This window comes from Pantoea sp. JZ2 (genome assembly GCF_035191405.1).
Lineage (GTDB): Bacteria > Pseudomonadota > Gammaproteobacteria > Enterobacterales > Enterobacteriaceae > Pantoea > Pantoea stewartii.
In genome coordinates, this window is record NZ_CP045247.1 from 778,246 (window position 1) to 797,096 (window position 18,851).

The following is an 18,851-nucleotide window of genomic DNA, read 5'->3' on the forward strand; positions in this document are numbered from 1 at the left end:
TGTACCGGGGCTTTTTCGTGTCAGCGTTGCAGAAATTACTGGCCGGGTTCCAGCACCAGAATTTTTACGTCTGTCACGTATTCTTTAATGGCAGCGCGATGGGCTTCCATATGCGGCATTTGCTGATGCTGGTCGAGATGACGCAGGGTTTCCCACTGCTCCAGCATGAAAATCGAATCGGGTGAGTTGTGTTTCCACGGCACCTGCGCCTGATGATCGACCAGCGCGCTGTACTGATGGCAGCCTTCTTCTTCCAGCACGGTCGGGATCACCTGATGAAACGCCTCCAGTACTTTCTGACGGTAGCCTGGCTTCACACAAATTTCAGCAACGACGGTTAACATTCACGTTTCCTCTTTCGGGGGGAAAGTCTATTTAAGCAAAAATTTCGCTGAGATGCGCCCGATAACGAGCAATATCCCGCGGCACATCAGGCTGCTTGATCACGTCGTTACAGATGAACGTCGGTAAGGCTTCCATTCCCAGGAACTGATTAGCCTTGTGAAAATGCAGGTACAGGCCATCCACGCCGACGCCTTCGAAGAATTGCTCAGGATCGGTAAAGGCTTCCAGCGGAGCGTTCCAGGTCAGGGAAAGCATATATTTTTTGCCCTGAAGCAGGCCGCCAGAACCGTATTTTTTCTCGCTGTCTGAACGTGTGCGACCATCACTGGCATACAGCTTGCCGTGGCCTTCCGTAAAGACTTCGTCAATATAACGTTTCACGGTCCAGGGTTCGCCCATCCACCAGCCTGGCATCTGATAAATCACGACATCGCTGTCGAGATATTTTTGGATCTCATCTGCCACAACATAGTCACTGTCGGCGACGGTAACGGTCACCTCATGGCCCAGATCGCGCAACTGGCTGGCGGCCACGTCGGTCAGCGTATGATTCAGTTCACCTTTAGAATGGGCGAAAGTTTTACCACCATCGATAATTAAAATGTTGCTCATTAAGCGTGTCTCCCGTATGCGTTTATGGGGAGTAGCTTAGGCCGCGACGCGCGGGAGAAAAATGCGAGAATGATCACAACACTTTTGCGATTAGCGCAATAACCCGTAAGGTTATGTCACCATAACGGCGCAAACTCACCTCTGAAAAAAAAGAATGATGAAGAAAACACTCATAATGACTTTACTGCTGGTGGCTGGCGGTGCTCAGGCCCAGTCACGTCTGGACAGCGTGCTCAACACCAAAACCCTGAAAGTGTGTACGACCGGGGACTACAAGCCCTACAGCTTTCTGAAACCCGATGGCCACTATGAAGGGCTGGATATCAGCATGGCGGAGTCGCTGGCGGCGTCACTGGGAGCGAAAGTGCAATGGGTACCTACCACCTGGAAAACCCTGATGCAGGACTTTTTAGCGAAACAGTGTGATATCGCACTGGGTGGCGTATCGGTTACGCTGAAGCGCCAGCAAACGGCCTGGTTTGCTCAGCCGTTTGGCGTGGACGGCAAAATTCCGCTGGTGCGCTGCGCGGATAAAACGAAGTATCAGACGGTTGACCAGTTAAATAAACCCGGCGTCCGGTTAATCGAACCCGCGGGCGGGACGAACGAAGCCTTTGTGCACAGTTATCTTCCTCAGGCGGCGTTAACGCTGTTTCACGATAACGTCACCATTTTCCAGCAGTTGGTGGATAACAAAGCCGATGTGATGATTACCGATGCCTCAGAGGCGCTGTATCAGCAAAAACGCTTCCCTTCCCTGTGCGCACTCAATCCGGATAAACCGCTTCAGTATGGCGAGAAGGCCTATATGCTTCCGCGTGATGATATGAGCTGGAAACAGTATGTCGATCAGTGGCTACACCTGAGCACGGCCACGGGAGAATATGCGAAGATTGCGCAGCAGTGGATGGGCGTGATGAAGTAATCATGTTTTGTGCGCTCAGTTTTTTTGCAGCGCTGTACACGCCATCCGACAGGGTTTCTGAGCGGGCGTCCTCACGTCGCTGTCGCGGTTGCCTTCACGTCGCGCTTCAGCCTGACGGACTGACGGACTGACGGAGACGATACAGCCTGTACCGGCTCCGTTTTTTGCCCGCGTCCTGCGGGCTAATCCTGGCTTTATCGCTCTGTTCAGCGCTGCGGATTGCCTGCTCCGACTTTCTGTCAGATGGCTTTGAAACGCCACGGTGCGGTTATCTGAATCAAAAAAGCGAAGATGCTTAATACAACGACGCTTTACCCAGCCCACCAAACAAATTCATCTTGTAGCGAATGACCGCTTTTGCCGCCTCAATCGCTTCGGGATAAATTACGTTCGGATCCCACCAGGTTTCACGGGTTAACACTTCACGCACTTTCTGGAAATAGGCATATTTCATGTCGCTGGAGATGTTGATTTTACCCACGCCCAGCGTCACCGCCTCGGCCACTTCGGCATCGGGATTCGCCGAGCCGCCATGCAGCACCAGTGGAATGGAAACGCGCTGTGAAATGTCGCGCAGGATATGCATTTGCAATTCCGGTTTCATATCTTTGGGATAGATACCATGCGCGGTGCCGATGGCGACCGCTAAGGTATCCACGCCGGTTCGCTGCACAAAGTCTTCGGCCTGAGCCGGGTCGGTGTAGATCACTTTGCTCACGCCGCCTTCCACGGTCGTCCCGGTATCGCCAATCGTCCCCAGTTCGCCCTCAACCGACACGCCCACCGCATGGGCCAGCTTCACCACCTCTTTCGTCAGCGCCACGTTTTCTTCGTAAGGCAGCAGGGAACCGTCAATCATCACCGACGTGAAACCGCACTGAATAGCGCGCAGCACATGGGCCACCGATGCACCGTGATCCAGGTGCAGCGTAAACGGCACGCTGCTTTTCAGTGTGCGCTCCCGCACATAGCCAAAAAATGCATCGGTGACGAATTCCAGTTCACTGGGATGAATCGAGATAATGGCCGGGGTTTGAGTGGCTTCGGCTTCTTCCACGACCGCGCGGATAAAACAGCTGTCAGCGACATTGAAGGCGCCAATCGCAAAGCGATGTTGACGGGTGGGTCTTAACATCTCTTTCATAGAAATCAACATGTTAAATCTTCCTCAGCTTGTTTTATGACAAAGGGTTGCCCTGCGCTGACGTTCAGAGACGCGCACCGGGTTACAGCAGAAAGCCATCAGGCCTGACGGGCGGAGCCAGACCAGCTCAGATAGTCACTGACGACTTCACAACAGGCGGACTCCATCAGGGCGAGTAAGTCCGGCAGTTCGGTGGTGGGAGGGTGTTTAAGCGCCTGGTGCAGCGCCTGTTTACCGGCTTCAAATACCGCCGCGCCAACGTTAATCTTGGCGACGCCGTGCTGACTGACGCGCCGAATATCGTCCGCTGGCGTGCCACTGCCGCCGTGAAGCGCCAGCGGGCGCGATGAGGCCGCGTGCAGGTCTGCCAGACGCTGGAAATCGATTGTCGGCTGCACCCCAGCGGGATAAAGCCCATGCGCGGTGCCAACCGAAACCGCGAGCAGATCGATATGGGTCTGCTCAAGAAACGGCAGGACATCCGCCACCTGGGTCATTTTGACCGCCGCGTCGGCCAGCGCGTAGGTGGGCGCATCGGCGATATGGCCCAGTTCGCCTTCGACGCAAACCCCGGCGGTGTGGGCCATGTCGACCACGCGGGCCGTCTGACGAATGTTTTCGGCCAGCGGCTCCGCCGAAGCATCGATCATCAGCCCGGTAAAGCCTGCGCGAAAGGCCTGGCCAATCAGCGGAAAGGCCTTGCCATGATCGAGCGCCAGCGCGATTGGTACGCTGGCCTCCGCCGCCAGCGCCTGCACCAGCGGCACCGCGATGGCTGGCGGAAAATGACGGCTATGGCCTTGATACACATTCAGTATCAGGGGCGCACGCTGCTGCTCCGCCGCCTTAACCGCCGCCCGGGCACTTTCCAGGTTGAAGCAATTGATGGCCAGAACGGCATATTTTTTCTGCGCAGCCTGGCTTATCAGGTCGTTCATTGCCGCGTACATACTCACTCCTTATTCCAGTGTGAATTTAATGTCGTCGTCGCGAACGGTGTGATCTTCCACGTCGTCAAACTCTTCGTCGGCTTCAGTGACGGGCTTTTTCAGCAGCGAAAGCATGACGCCACAGATCGTGGTGCCGATACCAAGCGCCAGGCAGAACAACCCGGGTTTGGTGAACAGCGGTACGACAAACATGCCGCCGTGAGGCACCGGCGCTTCCACGCCCCAGACCATGATCAGGCCACCAGCAACGGCTGAGGCAACCACACAACTCCCGACGACCCGGAACAGATCGCGTGCGGCAATGGGGATCACACCTTCGGTGATCATGCAGATCCCCATCGGGAAGGCCGCTTTCAGGGCTTCTTTTTCCGCGCGGGTGTACTTATGGCGCGTGAGCAGCCAGGAGAGCGTGATGCCAAAGGGCGGGATCATCGAACCGGCAAATTTGACCGCTTCCGGCCCGTAAATGCCGTCCACCAGCATGCCATCCGCAAACAGCGACATGGTTTTATTGACCGGCCCGCCGAAGTCAAAGGTCGCCATCGCCCCCAGAATCGCCCCCATGATGAACTTAGAGCCCCCCTGCATTGATTCCAGCAGGGCGATCAGCGCCTTTTGCAGCCAGACAATGGGCTGACCGATAAACGTCATCATGAGCAGCCCGGCAATGATGGTGCTCAGTACGGGCAAGACCATGATCGGCATCAGCCCCTGCATCGACTGTGGCAACCGGATACTGCGCCGCAGCAAAATCACCGTGTAACCCACCAGGAAGCCACCCAGGATGCCGCCGATAAAGCCGGTGCCAATCTGTCCGCATATAAACCCGACGATTAAACCCGGCGCGAAGCCCGGCCTGTCGGCAATCGAGTAAGCGATAGCCGCACTGATCAACGGGACGATTAAGCCCATGCCCCAGCCACCGATCTGGTTCAGCATCCAGGCGATCGTACCGGGATGTTTACCCACATCGGGCCCGCCAATCACCTGACCCAGCGCAATGCAGATCCCGGCGGCGACAATCAGCGGGATCATCCAGGAGATCCCGGTTAACAGATGGCCTTTGATCGCTTGCCCGTACTGGCTTTTGTTAGCGTTCATTGTGGATCTCCTCAGGCACGCGCCAGTGAATCCGCCACTTTTTCCAGAAACTTGATGGGCGACTTGATCACCACTTCGGTTTTCACCCGCACGATCGGTTTGCCACGAAAACGTTCCTCGCCGGTGATCTTCACGTCCACCGCCAGGATCACCACGTCGGCTGCCGCTATCGTTTCGGCATCCAGGGCGTTTTCTGTCCCGATGGTGCCCTGCGTTTCCACATGGATGGTGTGGCCAAGGGCGTGAGCGCCTTTGATCATTTTTTCACGCGCAATGTAGGTATGCGCGATGCCCGCCGTACAGGCGGCAACACAGACAATGTTCATGATTACCTCGGATTCCAGGGTTAACAGAGGTCGGTTTCGGCGTACTGACTAAACAGCCGAATGATTTCGCTGGGATCGTTTTCCACCAGCAGCTGCGCAATCACCTCATCATCGGCCAGCGCACTGGCCACCTGTGACAGCAGGCGAATATGGGTCGTGTTTTGATCTTCCAGCCGCACGGCAAACAGGATGATGCAGCGCACCTTGCTGCCATCCAGCGTCTCCCAGGGGATATCCTGCTGGCTGCGCCCGATGGCCAGCGTGGTTTGCTTAACGGCGGAGGACTTACCGTGAGGAATGGCGATATGATTCTCAAACCCGGTCGATCCCTCCGCCTCGCGTAGCCAGACATCACGGATAAAGGCCTCTTTATCGCTAATGGCACCGTCACTGAACAGCAACTCCGTCAGTTCGATAATGGCCGCTTCTTTGCTGCTGGCCTGCAGATTGAGATTGACGCGGCGTGGCGTGAGAATGCGAGAAATGTCCATTAATCAGACCTCATTCAGTTAATGTTCTGCCAGTGCGCGCGTTGCGGCCTGTGGCAGTTGGCGACCAATCATGGCGTCCGTCACCCGGCGAATATCGTCGTCGTTAAAAAACGCAGTAACATACACGGTGGGCAAGGTGCTGATATCGAGATGAATGGTGGAGATGACCAGATCCACCGGCTCCTGCTGACAAAAGTCGTCCAGCGTGCTGGCCGAAATAACGCCCACGATAATCCAGTCCGGAAAGGCGCGCAGGATGCGACTTTTCAGCAAATGCGACGTGCCGACGCCGCTGGAACACACCAGCAAAATACGTTTATGGGCGATTTGCCGTTCAAGCGCGGCCTGAAAATGCACGCACAGATAACCGATCTCATCGTCAGCGATTGGCCCATAATGAAACCGCTCGGCCGTTACCTGCATGGCGCGTTGGGTCAGCGTGAAAATATCCTGTAATTCCGCTCTTATGTCATCGAGTAAGGGATTGCGAATCGTAATATGATATTTAAGCCGGTTAAGTAGCGGCTTAATATGGAATAGCAAACCTTCAAATAATAAAGAATCGGTCGACAGATCCTTTTGGATGAATGCGGAAAAGCAATGAATTAATTCGAGCGTAATATTGCGCGATGCTGCATTTGAAAAAGGAGAGTGCGATAGCATGTGGCTGCCGCGTTCTTCGACTACAATGCCTGATGAAATAATATATTGATAAATAAATCCCACTTCATCTGCGGGCGCGGATTGCCCCAGCCGCTGTTCAATCTGTACTACCATCTGGCGGGCAATCTTCAGAATGCGGTTGTCCATTTCTGACGCGCTCAGAGCCAGCGGCAGGGACAAGGCTTTGCCCTGCGCCATACGGTGAATCATGATCAGAATATGGGTGGACAGATTGAGGTAATACGCATCGCTCAAAGGGTAGCCAAGCTGCTGCTCCATTTGCTGCAGTAAGCGCTGCACAAAGGCTACGTCCTCTTCGCCAAAATAGTGGATCAGCGCCTGATAACTGCCGGGGTCGAGCCGCGGCAGGGCCATATTGCTGCCCGTGTTATGCTGCATAACGTCGTTAATCAGCAAAACCATGGCCTGGCGCAGTGCCTGTTCGCTGCCTGCCACATGCGTGCCGCTCTGGCTACGGACCAGCTCCAGCTCCAGCGGCTGCAACCACTCTTCAATCACCTTGAGGTCATTAACAATCGAAGCGTGACTGATGAAATAACGTTCAGATAACTTACTGATCGAGGTTTCACGTGGCGCGTCTCGTAGCAACTGGGACAGGATTTTTACCCGCCGCGCATTGTTGCTTAAGCCCGCAGACCAGTTATCGTCGCTGGCAACATGCTGCTGCAAGCGCAGCCGCTGTTCATGATCGTGTGTTTCCAGCGCCACACAGCGGCCAGGCAGCTTCACCAGTTGCGCCTGCCAGCCATGCAGCCAGGGTTCCAGACTTTGTAAATCGCGATAAATACTTTTTTCAGAAACGGTTAACTGTTGGGCTAATTGCGCTAACGCCAGCGGCGTGCCCGCCTGTAACAGTAATTTCAGTAATCGGTGTTGTCGTGAAGTCAGATTTTGCATTCAGTCACCTGTCTATTATTTCGTTAGCGGTGCTTAAGTGGCAATTCGTTAAATCCAACCAGGGCATAAAATAAAACCGGCATATGTCGCTGAAATTGAATTTAGGGGGTGAAAGAAAAAGCAACAATACTAAATGTTGTCCCGGGAACGGGACAGGATTAATACGCTATAAATAAGCTGATAATTAATTGCGAGGAAGGTCACAAACTATTAAAAATAAGCGCACGGGGATTTTTACCGGTGTGGTTTTTTCGGCGACCGGAAAACAGGGAAAAAAGAGTGACCAGCCCGCTCCAGGACTGTGACTAATACCCACGAATAAGGTACTATCCTCGCCAAACAACCGCCGGGTGATCCGCCGTTGCGGGTCACGATGTGAGGATGAGGACTTAATGAGCGAATTGACGCAGGATGGTGCAGAGCGTCTTGCCCTGCATACGTTTACTGAGAATGCGTACTTAAACTACTCCATGTACGTCATCATGGACCGTGCGTTGCCTTACATTGGCGACGGCCTGAAACCCGTCCAGCGCCGCATTGTATATGCCATGTCGGAGCTGGGGCTTAACGCCACCGCCAAATTTAAAAAATCGGCCCGTACCGTGGGTGACGTGCTGGGTAAATACCATCCTCATGGTGACAGCGCCTGTTACGAAGCCATGGTGTTGATGGCACAGCCGTTCTCCTACCGTTATCCGCTGGTCGATGGCCAGGGAAACTGGGGGGCACCTGACGATCCTAAATCTTTCGCCGCCATGCGTTATACCGAGTCTCGCCTGTCGAAGTATGCCGAAGTGCTGCTGGGTGAGCTGGGGCAGGGCACGGCAGACTGGGTGCCAAACTTTGACGGCACGATGCAGGAGCCGAAGATGTTGCCGGCGCGCCTGCCAAACATTCTGCTGAACGGCACCACTGGGATCGCGGTGGGCATGGCAACCGATATTCCGCCGCATAACCTGCGCGAAGTGGCGCAGGCCGCTATCGCCCTGATTGACGATCCGAAAACCAGCCTGGATGCGCTGCTGGAGATTGTGCAAGGGCCGGATTTCCCGACCGAAGCCGAAATCATTACGCCACGCGACGAGATTCGTAAAATCTATCAGAACGGGCGCGGCTCGATTCGCCAGCGTGCGGTGTGGAAAAAAGAGGACGGCGAGGTGGTGATCACCGCGCTGCCGCACCAGGTGTCCGGTGCCCGGGTACTGGAGCAGATTGCCAGCCAGATGCGCAATAAAAAGCTGCCAATGGTCGAGGATTTACGTGATGAGTCCGATCACGAAAACCCGACTCGCCTGGTGATTGTGCCCCGGTCAAACCGTGTCGATCTGGATCAGGTTATGAACCACCTGTTCGCCACGACCGATCTGGAAAAAAGCTACCGTATCAACCTGAATATGATCGGACTGGATAACCGTCCGGCCGTGAAAAACCTGCTGGAAATCCTGTCTGAATGGCTGGTGTTCCGTCGCGATACTGTTCGTCGCCGTCTGAATCATCGTTTAGAACGCGTGCTGCGCCGTCTGCATATCCTGGACGGTTTGCTGGTGGCCTTCCTTAATATTGATGAAGTCATTCACATCATCCGTACCGAGGACGAACCAAAGCCAGTGCTGATGTCGCGCTTTGAGATCAGTGAAACCCAGGCCGAAGCGATTCTTGAACTCAAGCTGCGCCATTTGGCGAAGCTGGAAGAGATGAAGATTCGCGGTGAGCAAAGCGAACTGGAAAAAGAGCGCGATCAGCTGCAGGCGACGCTGGCCTCTGAACGCAAAATGAATACGCTGCTGAAAAAAGAGCTGCAGGCAGACAGCAACAGTTTTGGTGATGATCGCCGTTCGCCTCTGCGTGAACGTGAAGAAGCCAAAGCGCTCAGCGAAACCGAGCTGGTTCCGTCTGAGCCGGTTACGATTGTTCTGTCGCAGATGGGCTGGGTGCGCAGCGCCAAAGGACATGATATCGACCCGGCGGGCCTGAGCTATAAAGCCGGTGACAGCTTCCTGGCGGCGGCACGCGGCAAGAGTAATCAGCCTGTGGCCTTTATCGATTCCACGGGTCGCAGCTATACGCTGGACCCCACCTCGCTGCCGTCGGCACGCGGCCAGGGCGAGCCACTGACCGGTAAACTGACGCCACCACCGGGTGCAGTTGTTGAACAGGTATTGATGGAGCCGGAAGAGCAGCGCCTGCTAATGGCTTCGGATGCCGGATATGGCTTTATCTGCACCTTCAACGATCTGATTTCGCGCAACCGTGCGGGCAAAGCGCTGCTGACTCTGCCGGAGAATGCGCGCGTCATGACGCCGATGGCTGTGCATCATGAAGACGACATGCTGTTAGCGATCACTCAGGCGGGCAGGATGTTGATGTTCCCGGTCGGCGAGTTGCCGCAAATGTCGAAAGGCAAGGGCAACAAGATTATCTCGATTCCGTCGGCAGATGCCGCAGCGGGCACGGATAAACTGGCCTGGCTCATGATTCTGCCACCAGGCAGCGCGATTACGCTGCACGTCGGTAAACGCAAGCTGTTGCTGCGCAGTGAAGAGTTGCAGAAATTCCGTGCCGATCGGGGTCGCCGTGGCACGCTGTTACCGCGCGGTCTGCAAAAAATTGATCGGGTCGAACTGGATGCCCCGGCACGTCCTGACAGCGCTGACAGCGACGCGTAATTCATCCGGCTGGTTCATCGCCAGCCGTGTTACATTGAGGAAGCTATGTTACTGATATTACGCACGATTATTGTGGTAATTTATTCGATTCTGGTCTGTGTATTTGGCTGCATCTGGTGTCTGTTCTCGCCGCGTAATCCGCGTCACGTCGCCACCTTTGGTCATCTGTTTGGCAAATTATCGACGCTGTTCGGTCTGAAGGTTGAACTTCGTCGCCCAGAGGGCGCGGATAATTACGGTAATGCGATTTATATCGCTAATCACCAGAACAACTACGATATGGTGACGGCCGCTAAAATTGTGCAGCCCACCACCGTGACCGTGGGGAAAAAAAGCCTGCTGTGGATACCGTTCTTTGGTCAGCTTTACTGGCTGACCGGTAATCTGCTGATTGACCGTGACAACCGGGCCAAAGCACACGGCACCATTGGCGAGTTGGTTGAGCAGTTCAATAAAAAACGGATTTCGTTCTGGATGTTTCCTGAAGGTACGCGCAGTCGCGGGCGGGGATTATTACCGTTTAAAACCGGTGCGTTTCACGCTGCGGTGGCGGCCGGCGTCCCGATCATTCCGATTGTGGTGTCCAATACGCACAATAAAATTAACCTCAACCGCCTGAAAAACGGCCTGGTGATTGTGGAAATGCTGCCGCCGGTAGACGTCAAACAATTTGAGTCGTCGTCTGTGCGCAAACTGGCTACCCACTGTCGTGAACTGATGGCGGCGAAGCTGGAAGAGCTTAACGCCGAAGTCGAAGAACGCGAAAAAAACGGTAAAATCTAACCGGCAAATCCGTTGTCGGACTATTCTGCATGGATGCCCCACGGCGAGTGACGTCCTGCGTCGCTCGCCGTGAAAGCAGCACAGCAATGACAGCAATAAAAACAGGGTTGGCGTTTCAGCGCCACGCGTAAAAGGTCTGAAATTTCATGTCTTTCAGCAGACGTCAGTTTATCCAGCTTTCTGCCGGTGTGGCGCTCAGTGCCACGGTAATGCCGCATGCGGCACGTGCCGCTTCCTTGCGTGGTGACACGCCGCTTCCCGTTCCGCCGTTGATCGAATCCCGCCGGGGTCAGCCGCTGTTTCTGACCTTACAGCGCAGCCACTGGTCGTTTAACGGTGACAATAACAAGGTGCCGGTCTGGGGCATCAATGGCATGTACCTTGGGCCAACTGTCCGTGTTTACAGCGGCGATGATGTCAAACTGATCTACAGCAACCGCCTCAATGAACCGGTTTCGATGACCGTCAGCGGCCTGCAGGTGCCAGGGGCACTGATGGGCGGCGCGCCGCGGATGATGTCAGCGGGCGTCGACTGGGCACCGGTGTTACCGATTCGTCAGAACGCCGCCACCTGCTGGTATCACGCGAACACGCCAAACCGCATGGCACCGCACGTCTATAACGGCCTGGCGGGCATGTGGCTGATCGAGGACGACCTCAGTAAGCAGCTTCCGTTGCCAAAACACTATGGCGTGGATGACTTTCCGCTGATCATTCAGGACAAGCGGCTGGATAACTTTGCGACACCGGTTTATGACCCACCCGCTGACGGCGGTTTCCTGGGCGATACGCTGCTGGTTAATGGCGTACGCAATCCGTTTATTGAGGTATCACGCGGCTGGGTGCGCCTGCGGTTGCTCAATGCCTCCAATGCCCGACATTACGAACTCAGCATCAGTGATAACCGACCGTTTACGGTCATCGCCAGCGATCAGGGTTTTTTACCGTCTCCGGTAGCGGTACAGCGGTTAACGCTGGCTCCCGGTGAGCGGCGCGAAGTTCTGGTGGATATGTCGCAAGGGGATGAGGTCTCCATTACGGCGGGCACCGCGGCTGGCATCATGGATCGCCTGCGCGGTTTCTTCGAGCCTTCGACGATTTTGACCTCAACGCTGGTGCTCACGCTTCGCCCCACTGGCCTGCTGCCGCTGGTGACGGATAACCTGCCAATGCGTTTACTGGCCGATCAGATTCTGGACGGCGCTTCGGTGCGTACCCGGGAGTTTCGTATTGGCGACAGTATGCCCGGCATCAACGGTGCCGTGTGGGATATGAACCGCATTGATACCACCGCGCAGCAGGGCACATTTGAGCGCTGGATTATCCGTGCCGATCGTCCGCAATCGTTGCATATTCAGGGCGTAATGTTCCTCATTAAGAGCGTGAACGGTGCGCAGTCGATGGGGGAAGACCGGGGCTGGAAAGACACCGTCTGGGTGGACGGCGAGGTCGAACTGCTGGTCAACTTTACCCAAAGCTCTTCAGACCATTTCCCGTTTGTCTATTACAGTCAGACGCTGGAGCTGGCGGATCGGGGAACGGCAGGTCAGCTGCTGGTGCAGCCTGCCACGGCATAACGGAGCAGACTGTGCCGGGCAGGGCTTTCAGCTTTTGCGTTTGGCTAGCGCAGAAGCTGCAACATCAGTTGGGGCATCTGATTTGCCTGGGCCAGCATGGCGGTACCGGCCTGCTGTAAAATCTGCGCCTGTGACATCGCCGATACCTCCGCAGCGTAGTCCACGTCCTCTATCCTGCTACGGGCAGAGGTAAGGTTTGTGACCATATTGTTCAGGTTGGCGATAACCGACTGAAAGCGGTTCTCATAGGCACCCAGCATACTACGCTGACTATCAACGGATTTAATCGCCCGATCGAGATCGGCCAAAGGCGTACCGTCTGTCGCGGTTCCACTTGCTCCGCCGGTAACATCCCCTTTTAAAACGTCAAAGCCTTCTGCCGCAACCGTACGGGCCACGCCATTTACGGTATCTCCTGAGGTCATTTGCCGGATATTAAGTGTTGAGCCGGTGGTACCCGCTTTCAGAAGGTTATAGCTGTCGCTGGCATCCAGCTCGATCGTGATCGTTTCGCCGTCTTCCGCACCGACCTGAAAGCGATACGCAGCAGAGCCCGATCCGGTATTCAGCATACTAATGCCGTTAAAATTCGTTTGTGCGGTAATACGGTTAATCTCCTCCATTCGCTGATTCACTTCTGTCTGAATAGAGTCGATATCCGCAGCGGAGTTGCTGCCATTTTGCGCCTGCACCGTCAGGTCACGTATGCGTTGCAGATTGTCGTTAATCGTGGAGAGCGCCCCTTCAGCGGTTTGTGATAGCGAAATCGCATCATTGGCATTCCTGCCCGCTACCGTCATGCCGTTGATGTTTGAGGTCAAACGATTAGCAATCGCCATTCCCGCCGCATCATCTTTCGCACTGTTAATGCGCAAACCTGAAGACAGGCGCTCAATGGCGGTCGATAAAGCATTTTGAGAGTTATACAGATCGTTTTGAACGATCAACGACACGATATTGGTATTGATAACCGACATGATACGCTCCCTGGTTAAGTCGCTTAACGTTCTGAAAACCGTGAAATGACGTTCAATGGTGGTAGCCGGGATCACGCGACAGGTGTGACAGAAAACAGTATTACCTGCACAACGTCGTTTTCACAAAAGCGGAGCGGCTTCGGTGTGTTGCAAAATTTTACCTGTTATAACAAGGTAAGGTGAGGTGATTAGAATTTTAAGTTTTTGATTTAAAAGACAAAATGCAGGGCGGGATTAAGGTGTCAGCGTTCAGCGCAAAAAATTTGATTTAACAGAGCGGAAAGACAGGGGGATTTCGGTCAGGAAAGGGTTTTTTTGCCCGGCGCCGCGCACTGCCCAGAAAGGCGTTGCGTAATTATTATGCGTTTTGTCATACATTTTAAGGACGTTTAACATTTTGCGTGGGCGCTAACCGTAAAAAAGCCCCTCCCGGAGGAGAGGCCTGCACGAGGCGTGCATCGGGTCCGATGCGCCCGTATTAGCCGTTAAACGTATCCGGGTCAGGACCTAAACGCTTACCGGTATCAAGCTGGGCAATCTCACTCATTTCTGCCTTATCCAGGCGGAAATCGAACACATTGAAGTTTTCTTCGATGCGTGCCGGCGTGACGGATTTCGGGATAACCACCAGCCCGCTGTCCAGATGCCAGCGGATAACGATTTGCGCCGGCGTCTTACCGTATTTTTTGGCCAGAGACTTGATGATTTCCTGATCGAATACGCCTTCGCCGCCCTGAGCCAGGGGACTCCAGGACTCGGTCTGAATCTGGTGCATGGCGTTCCAGGCATGCAGCGTGCGCTGTTGCAGCATCGGATGCAGCTCGATCTGGTTGATCACCGGGGTTACACCGGTTTCTTCCAGCAGACGTTTCAGGTGCGGCTGGTTGAAGTTACAGACGCCGATGCTTTTGACCAAGCCTTGTTGCTGCATCGCAATCATGTTCTTCCAGGCGTCAACATACTGATCTTTCTCCGGGCACGGCCAGTGCATCAGATACAGATCTACCTGCTCCAGCTTCAGTTTTTGCAGACTGGTTTCCAGTGCCTGCTGGACATTTTGCTGGTCAGCATTCCACAGTTTAGTGGTGATAAAAATATCCTCACGCGCGACATCGGTTTCCTGTAACGCCTGACCAATCGCTTCTTCGTTTTTGTACGCGGCGGCGGTATCAATTGAACGATAGCCAACGTCCAGCGCTTTCAGCACGGCGTTGCGCGCATCTTCCATGCTGGCTTGCCACACGCCAAGTCCAAGCTGTGGCATCATGTTACCGTCGTGCAGTTTGATAATAGGTTGGTCTGCCATATCCTGCTCCTTACATTTGCAGTAAACCAGGGAATCTTCGCTGTGCTTAAGTCTAGCTAACAATTTTCAGGCTGCCTGCGAATAGGCGAGGATAACCCTGCCTGATCCTGTAAACTTCTTGCCTGATTCTCCATTTTGCTGGCGATTTAACCTGGCGCGCGGCAAACTGCGCTTTTTATTTTCAGGAGTGATGATGCCCCACGACTTACTGTGTCAGCGGCTGGCTCAACAGGTGGTCACGCTGATGACGAACGGACGCGAACAGCTGTGTCCGGTGGAAAATGTCTCACTGATTTATGCGGGGCAGCACCGACCGCGTGAGCCCATTATGTATCAGCCCGGCATTGTCATTTTGTTTCAGGGCAGCAAAACCGGTTACCTGGGCAGTACGGTTTTTCAGTACGACGCCACAAAATACCTGATGCTCACCGTGCCGCTCCCGGTCGAATGTGAAACCTGGGCGTCACCCGAGCAGCCTCTGGCCGGGATGTGCCTGCGCGTGGATACGGCCAGCCTGCAGGATTTGCTGATGGACATCGGTGATGACGAAGGGTTTCAGCCTCAGCCGTTGACCTCGGGCATTCACTCTGCCTTTCTCACGGAGCCGATGCTGTGTGCGGCAGAACGCCTGCTGGATGTGATGACCCAGCCTCGTGATGCAAGGGTGCTGGGGCCACAGATTGTGCGGGAAATTCTTTACTATGTGCTGACCGGGCCGATTGGGGGGGCACTGCTGTCACTGGTGAGTCGTCAGACGCAGTTCAGCCAGATTGCCCGGGCACTGCGCCGTATAGAGAATCACTATGCCGACAACCTCAGCGTGGACACGCTGGCGGCAGAGGTGAACATGAGTGTCTCAGCGTTTCATCATAATTTCAAAGCGGTGACGCAGACGTCGCCGCTGCAGTATCTCAAGCGTTATCGCCTGCATCAGGCGCGTTTACTGATGCTGCAGGATGGCCTGAAAGCCAGCGTCGCGGCGGTGCGCGTCGGTTATGAGAGTCCGTCGCAGTTTTCGCGGGAGTTTAAGCGCTACTTTGGCGTGACGCCGGGTGAGGAAGTGAATCGGGTGCGTCAGACGGTGGCCGAACCGCCCGCCTGACGCACGCGTGGTCAGGCTCTTTGACGACGTTTTTTCCAGATAACCACGATACTGCCAACCAGCCCGACGACCAGCAGCACCATCGGTAATACCATCAGGACAGCCATGACCTGATCTTCGTGCCGTTTAATAAACGGCACCTGGCTGATGCCGTAACCCAGCGTCACCACAATGCCCACCCACAGCAGACCGCTCAGCCAGTTAAACAGCTGAAAACGGCTGTTCTTCAGGCCGGAAATGCCCGCCATTGTTGGCAAAATGGTACGAATAAAGGCCAGAAAACGTCCCACCAGCAGCGCCATCAGGCCATGACGATTAAACATATTCCATGCGCGTTGGTGATATTGTGCCGGAAGCTGCATCAGCCAGCTCTTAACCAGTCGGGTATTACCCAGCCAGCGGCCTTGCAGGTAACTGAGCCAGCAGCCCAGACTGGCGGCGGTGGTCAGGATCAAAAGCGTGGGGAAAAAATCCATCACGCCTTTGGCTACCATCGCGCCAGCCAGCAGCAGCAGACTGTCGCCGGGCAGAAAAGAGGCGGGCAGTAAACCATTTTCCAGGAATAGCGTCATAAACATCACGCTGTAGACGATCCATACCACTTCCGGATTGGCCAGCGCGGCGAAGTCTTGATGCCAAAGCGCGTGCACAATCTCATGTAAAACACCCATTAGCTATCCCATTACGTCACAATCATGCTGAATTATAGTGTTCAGATCGGCCTGACCTCTTGGTTGTCGCCTGCCCCAGAGTGGGCGACAACCTTAACCTGCGGGGGTTCTTCTGCTCGCTGAACACTTTTATATTAAGAGAATTTTAACATCTATCTGGCTGTGGCCTGTCGATATATCACACGGGTCTGTATCTGGTTTATATCAGGTTTACTCTTTTAGCGCGTCAGGCGTGTAAAACCCGCTTCAAGATCAACCAGTAAATCATCCACATGTTCCAGACCGATGTGCAGCCGTACCAGCGTACCGCTGAAATCAACGCCGCCCGCCGGGCGAATAGCCGCCAGCTCTTCGGGTTGACTGGCTAAAATCAGCGACTCATAACCGCCCCATGAGTACGCCATGCTAAAGTGCTGAAAATGATCAAGATACATCGCTAACTGCTCGCGGCTCAGTTTTTCCTTCAGCACAAACGAAAATAATCCGCTGCTGCCGCTGAAGTCGCGTTGCCAGAAGGCGTGACCGGGGCATGAGGGCAGCGCCGGATGATTCACTCTGGCGACCTCCGGGCGGGCGGCCAGCCATTCCGCGACCTGAAGTGCACTTTCTTCATGCTGCCGCAGACGTACGCCCAGCGTACGTAACCCCCGGCTGGCCATGTAGGCGGTATCGGCATCCACCATCTGCCCCATCAGGTAGCTGTTCTCGCGCAGTTGATCCCAGCAGCGGGCATTGGCGACGGCGGTCCCAATCATGGCATCGCTGTGACCAATCAGGTATTTGGTGCCAGCCTGAATCGAAATATCCACGCCCAGCGCAAGAGGACGAAACAGCACGCCCGCCGCCCAGGTGTTGTCGATCATAATAATCGCGTCCGGTGCTTTTGCGCGCACCGCCGCCACAATGGCGGGGACGTCCTGCACTTCCATTGTGATGGAGGCGGGCGACTCCAGGAACACCACGCGCGTGTTGGGCTGAATCAGGGTGGCGATCGCATCGCCGATGCCGTGATCAAACCAGGTGGTGGAGACCTGAAGTTTAGCAAGGATTTTGGTGCAGAAATCCTGGGTTGGTTCATACACCGCGCCGCTCATCAGCACATGATCGCCTGCTTCAACAAACGCCAGAATAGCGTTAGAGACCGCTGCGGCGCCGCAAGGATACAGCACACAGCCCGCGCCGCCTTCCAGCTCTGTCATGGCGTCCTGCAAGGCAAAGTGGGTCAGCGTGCCACGACGACCATAAAACAGTTCGCCCTTTGCCCGCCCTGCGGTCGCGCGTTTTTTCTCCGCAACGGTATCGAAAACCAGCGACGAGGCTCGCTGAATGACCGCATTCACCGAACCCTGGGTATAACGTTTATCGCGTCCTGCGCTGACGAGTGTGGTATCAATTTTTTTTGTGGTCATGAACTCCCTGCCTTGCCGCTTGCACCTGAGCCTTCACGTTAGCACGAATTCGGCGATGACGTTGAGGGGCAAAACAGATTATTCGCGCAGCAACAGGGAGATTTCCCGTGCGGCCTCCTGCAGTAGCGGCAAATGGTGTTGACGCAGCGTATCCGCAGAAACCTGTCCGGCATGGACGCCGACGTTCAGAGCGGCCACGATGCGTCCGTCCGCGCCACAAAGCGGCACGGCAAGCGAACGCAGACCGATTTCCAGTTCCTGATCGTTAATGGCGTAACCCTGCTGCCGGACGCGGGTCAGTTCTTCACGCAGTGCGCTGCTGCTGACCAGCGTGTGGCTGGTATAACGCAACTGGGTCAGCCGCGCCAGATAGTCGTTCAATGGCTCAGCGGCAAGCCCACTCAGCAGCACTCTGCCCATGGAGGTGGTACTGGCGGGCAGACGACTGCCGATATGCAGGTCGATCGTCATGATGCGCGACGCGGACGCGCGGGCGATATAGAGAATGTCATCCCCGTCCAGCACCGCCATTGAGCAGGACTCGTTCAGCGTCTGGCTCAGCTGGCGTAAAACCGGCTGTGAGGCGCTGGCGAGCGGCGTGGCGCCCAGCCAGTTATGACCCAGAGTGAGCACGCGCGGACGCAGTTCAAAGTTTTTACCATCTTCGGCGTAGACAAAACCCAGCTTACTCAGGGTGTACAGACAGCGCCGCACGGCTGCGCGCGGAATACCGGTGCGCTGACTGATTTGCGACACGGACATCACGCGTCGCTGTGGGGTGAATGCCTGCAAGACCTCCAGCCCACGCGCCAGTGAAGCCATAAAGTTCGGATCCCCTTTCCAGGGATCGCTGCTGCCGCGCAGCGTCTGATCGTCATCCATCAT

At 55.2% G+C, this 18,851-nt stretch carries 18 protein-coding genes; 5 read left to right on the forward strand and 13 right to left on the reverse strand.

Annotated features, from left to right (window positions below; genetic code table 11):
- Positions 1–35: 35 nt before the first annotated feature.
- Together GC087_RS03915 and GC087_RS03920 are read right to left on the reverse strand one after the other, a co-directional pair.
- Entirely contained in the window at positions 36–344 is a 309-nt protein-coding gene (locus tag GC087_RS03915; RefSeq protein ID WP_033739815.1) for a putative quinol monooxygenase, read from the reverse strand.
- 31 nt (positions 345–375) lie between these two features.
- On the reverse strand, positions 376–957 hold the full coding sequence (locus GC087_RS03920; RefSeq protein WP_033739814.1) for an NAD(P)H-dependent oxidoreductase: 582 nt from the start codon (positions 955–957) through the stop codon (positions 376–378).
- A 175-nt stretch (positions 958–1,132) separates the two neighbouring features.
- On the opposite strand from GC087_RS03920, the gene GC087_RS03925 reads away from it, so the two are divergent.
- Entirely contained in the window at positions 1,133–1,882 is a 750-nt protein-coding gene (locus GC087_RS03925; protein WP_416383427.1) for a transporter substrate-binding domain-containing protein, read from the forward strand.
- A gap of 295 nt (positions 1,883–2,177) precedes the next feature.
- Here the strand turns inward: GC087_RS03925 and GC087_RS03930 are convergent, their stop codons facing one another.
- The 6 genes from GC087_RS03930 to GC087_RS03955 all read right to left on the reverse strand — a co-directional run bounded on the left by GC087_RS03930 (position 2,178) and on the right by GC087_RS03955 (position 7,475).
- Entirely contained in the window at positions 2,178–3,038 is an 861-nt protein-coding gene (locus GC087_RS03930; protein WP_006118185.1) for a ketose-bisphosphate aldolase, read from the reverse strand.
- 86 nt (positions 3,039–3,124) lie between these two features.
- On the reverse strand, positions 3,125–3,976 hold the full coding sequence (locus tag GC087_RS03935) for a class II fructose-bisphosphate aldolase (protein ID WP_033739812.1): 852 nt from the start codon (positions 3,974–3,976) through the stop codon (positions 3,125–3,127).
- Between the two features lie 9 nt (positions 3,977–3,985).
- On the reverse strand, positions 3,986–5,077 hold the full coding sequence (locus GC087_RS03940; RefSeq protein ID WP_054633136.1) for a PTS fructose transporter subunit IIC: 1,092 nt from the start codon (positions 5,075–5,077) through the stop codon (positions 3,986–3,988).
- An 11-nt stretch (positions 5,078–5,088) separates the two neighbouring features.
- Positions 5,089–5,403 carry a PTS fructose transporter subunit IIB gene (locus GC087_RS03945; protein WP_006118182.1) on the reverse strand — a complete coding sequence of 105 codons (315 nt, stop codon included), beginning with the start codon at positions 5,401–5,403 and terminating at the stop codon, positions 5,089–5,091.
- Positions 5,404–5,423: 20 nt separating this feature from the next.
- Positions 5,424–5,894, reverse strand: a complete 471-nt coding sequence (locus GC087_RS03950; protein WP_033739808.1) for a PTS sugar transporter subunit IIA — start codon at positions 5,892–5,894, stop codon at positions 5,424–5,426.
- An 18-nt stretch (positions 5,895–5,912) separates the two neighbouring features.
- The gene (locus GC087_RS03955) at positions 5,913–7,475 is read right to left on the reverse strand and encodes a BglG family transcription antiterminator (protein ID WP_058708792.1); all 1,563 of its coding nucleotides are present in this window, start codon (positions 7,473–7,475) and stop codon (positions 5,913–5,915) included.
- Between the two features lie 392 nt (positions 7,476–7,867).
- On the opposite strand from GC087_RS03955, the gene parC reads away from it, so the two are divergent.
- The 3 genes from parC (at position 7,868) to ftsP (ending at position 12,501) form a co-directional block, all read left to right on the forward strand.
- A complete protein-coding gene (gene parC / locus GC087_RS03960) occupies positions 7,868–10,141 on the forward strand; it encodes a DNA topoisomerase IV subunit A (RefSeq protein ID WP_033739803.1) in 2,274 nt (757 codons plus the stop codon).
- A gap of 45 nt (positions 10,142–10,186) precedes the next feature.
- Complete coding sequence (locus GC087_RS03965) at positions 10,187–10,924, forward strand: 1-acylglycerol-3-phosphate O-acyltransferase (RefSeq protein ID WP_039342149.1); 738 nt, start codon at positions 10,187–10,189, stop codon at positions 10,922–10,924.
- Between the two features lie 146 nt (positions 10,925–11,070).
- Positions 11,071–12,501, forward strand: a complete 1,431-nt coding sequence (gene ftsP, locus GC087_RS03970) for a cell division protein FtsP (protein WP_324029727.1) — start codon at positions 11,071–11,073, stop codon at positions 12,499–12,501.
- A 44-nt stretch (positions 12,502–12,545) separates the two neighbouring features.
- On the opposite strand, the gene GC087_RS03975 is transcribed toward ftsP, so the two are convergent.
- Together GC087_RS03975 and dkgA are read right to left on the reverse strand one after the other, a co-directional pair.
- Complete coding sequence (locus GC087_RS03975; protein WP_058708794.1) at positions 12,546–13,478, reverse strand: flagellin N-terminal helical domain-containing protein; 933 nt, start codon at positions 13,476–13,478, stop codon at positions 12,546–12,548.
- Between the two features lie 478 nt (positions 13,479–13,956).
- Positions 13,957–14,784: a 2,5-didehydrogluconate reductase DkgA gene (gene dkgA, locus GC087_RS03980; protein WP_006118176.1), complete on the reverse strand. Its 828-nt coding sequence runs from the start codon at positions 14,782–14,784 to the stop codon at positions 13,957–13,959.
- 193 nt (positions 14,785–14,977) lie between these two features.
- Between dkgA and GC087_RS03985 the strand changes: the two genes are divergently transcribed.
- On the forward strand, positions 14,978–15,886 hold the full coding sequence (locus GC087_RS03985; RefSeq protein ID WP_033739797.1) for an AraC family transcriptional regulator: 909 nt from the start codon (positions 14,978–14,980) through the stop codon (positions 15,884–15,886).
- Positions 15,887–15,897: 11 nt separating this feature from the next.
- Here the strand turns inward: GC087_RS03985 and GC087_RS03990 are convergent, their stop codons facing one another.
- The 3 genes from GC087_RS03990 to GC087_RS04000 form a co-directional block, all read right to left on the reverse strand.
- The gene (locus GC087_RS03990; RefSeq protein WP_006118175.1) at positions 15,898–16,557 is read right to left on the reverse strand and encodes a DedA family protein; all 660 of its coding nucleotides are present in this window, start codon (positions 16,555–16,557) and stop codon (positions 15,898–15,900) included.
- Between the two features lie 218 nt (positions 16,558–16,775).
- Positions 16,776–17,966 carry a cystathionine beta-lyase gene (gene metC / locus GC087_RS03995; RefSeq protein ID WP_058702272.1) on the reverse strand — a complete coding sequence of 397 codons (1,191 nt, stop codon included), beginning with the start codon at positions 17,964–17,966 and terminating at the stop codon, positions 16,776–16,778.
- A gap of 78 nt (positions 17,967–18,044) precedes the next feature.
- Positions 18,045–18,851, reverse strand: coding sequence for an IclR family transcriptional regulator domain-containing protein (locus GC087_RS04000; protein WP_039342159.1), 807 nt, complete (start codon positions 18,849–18,851; stop codon positions 18,045–18,047).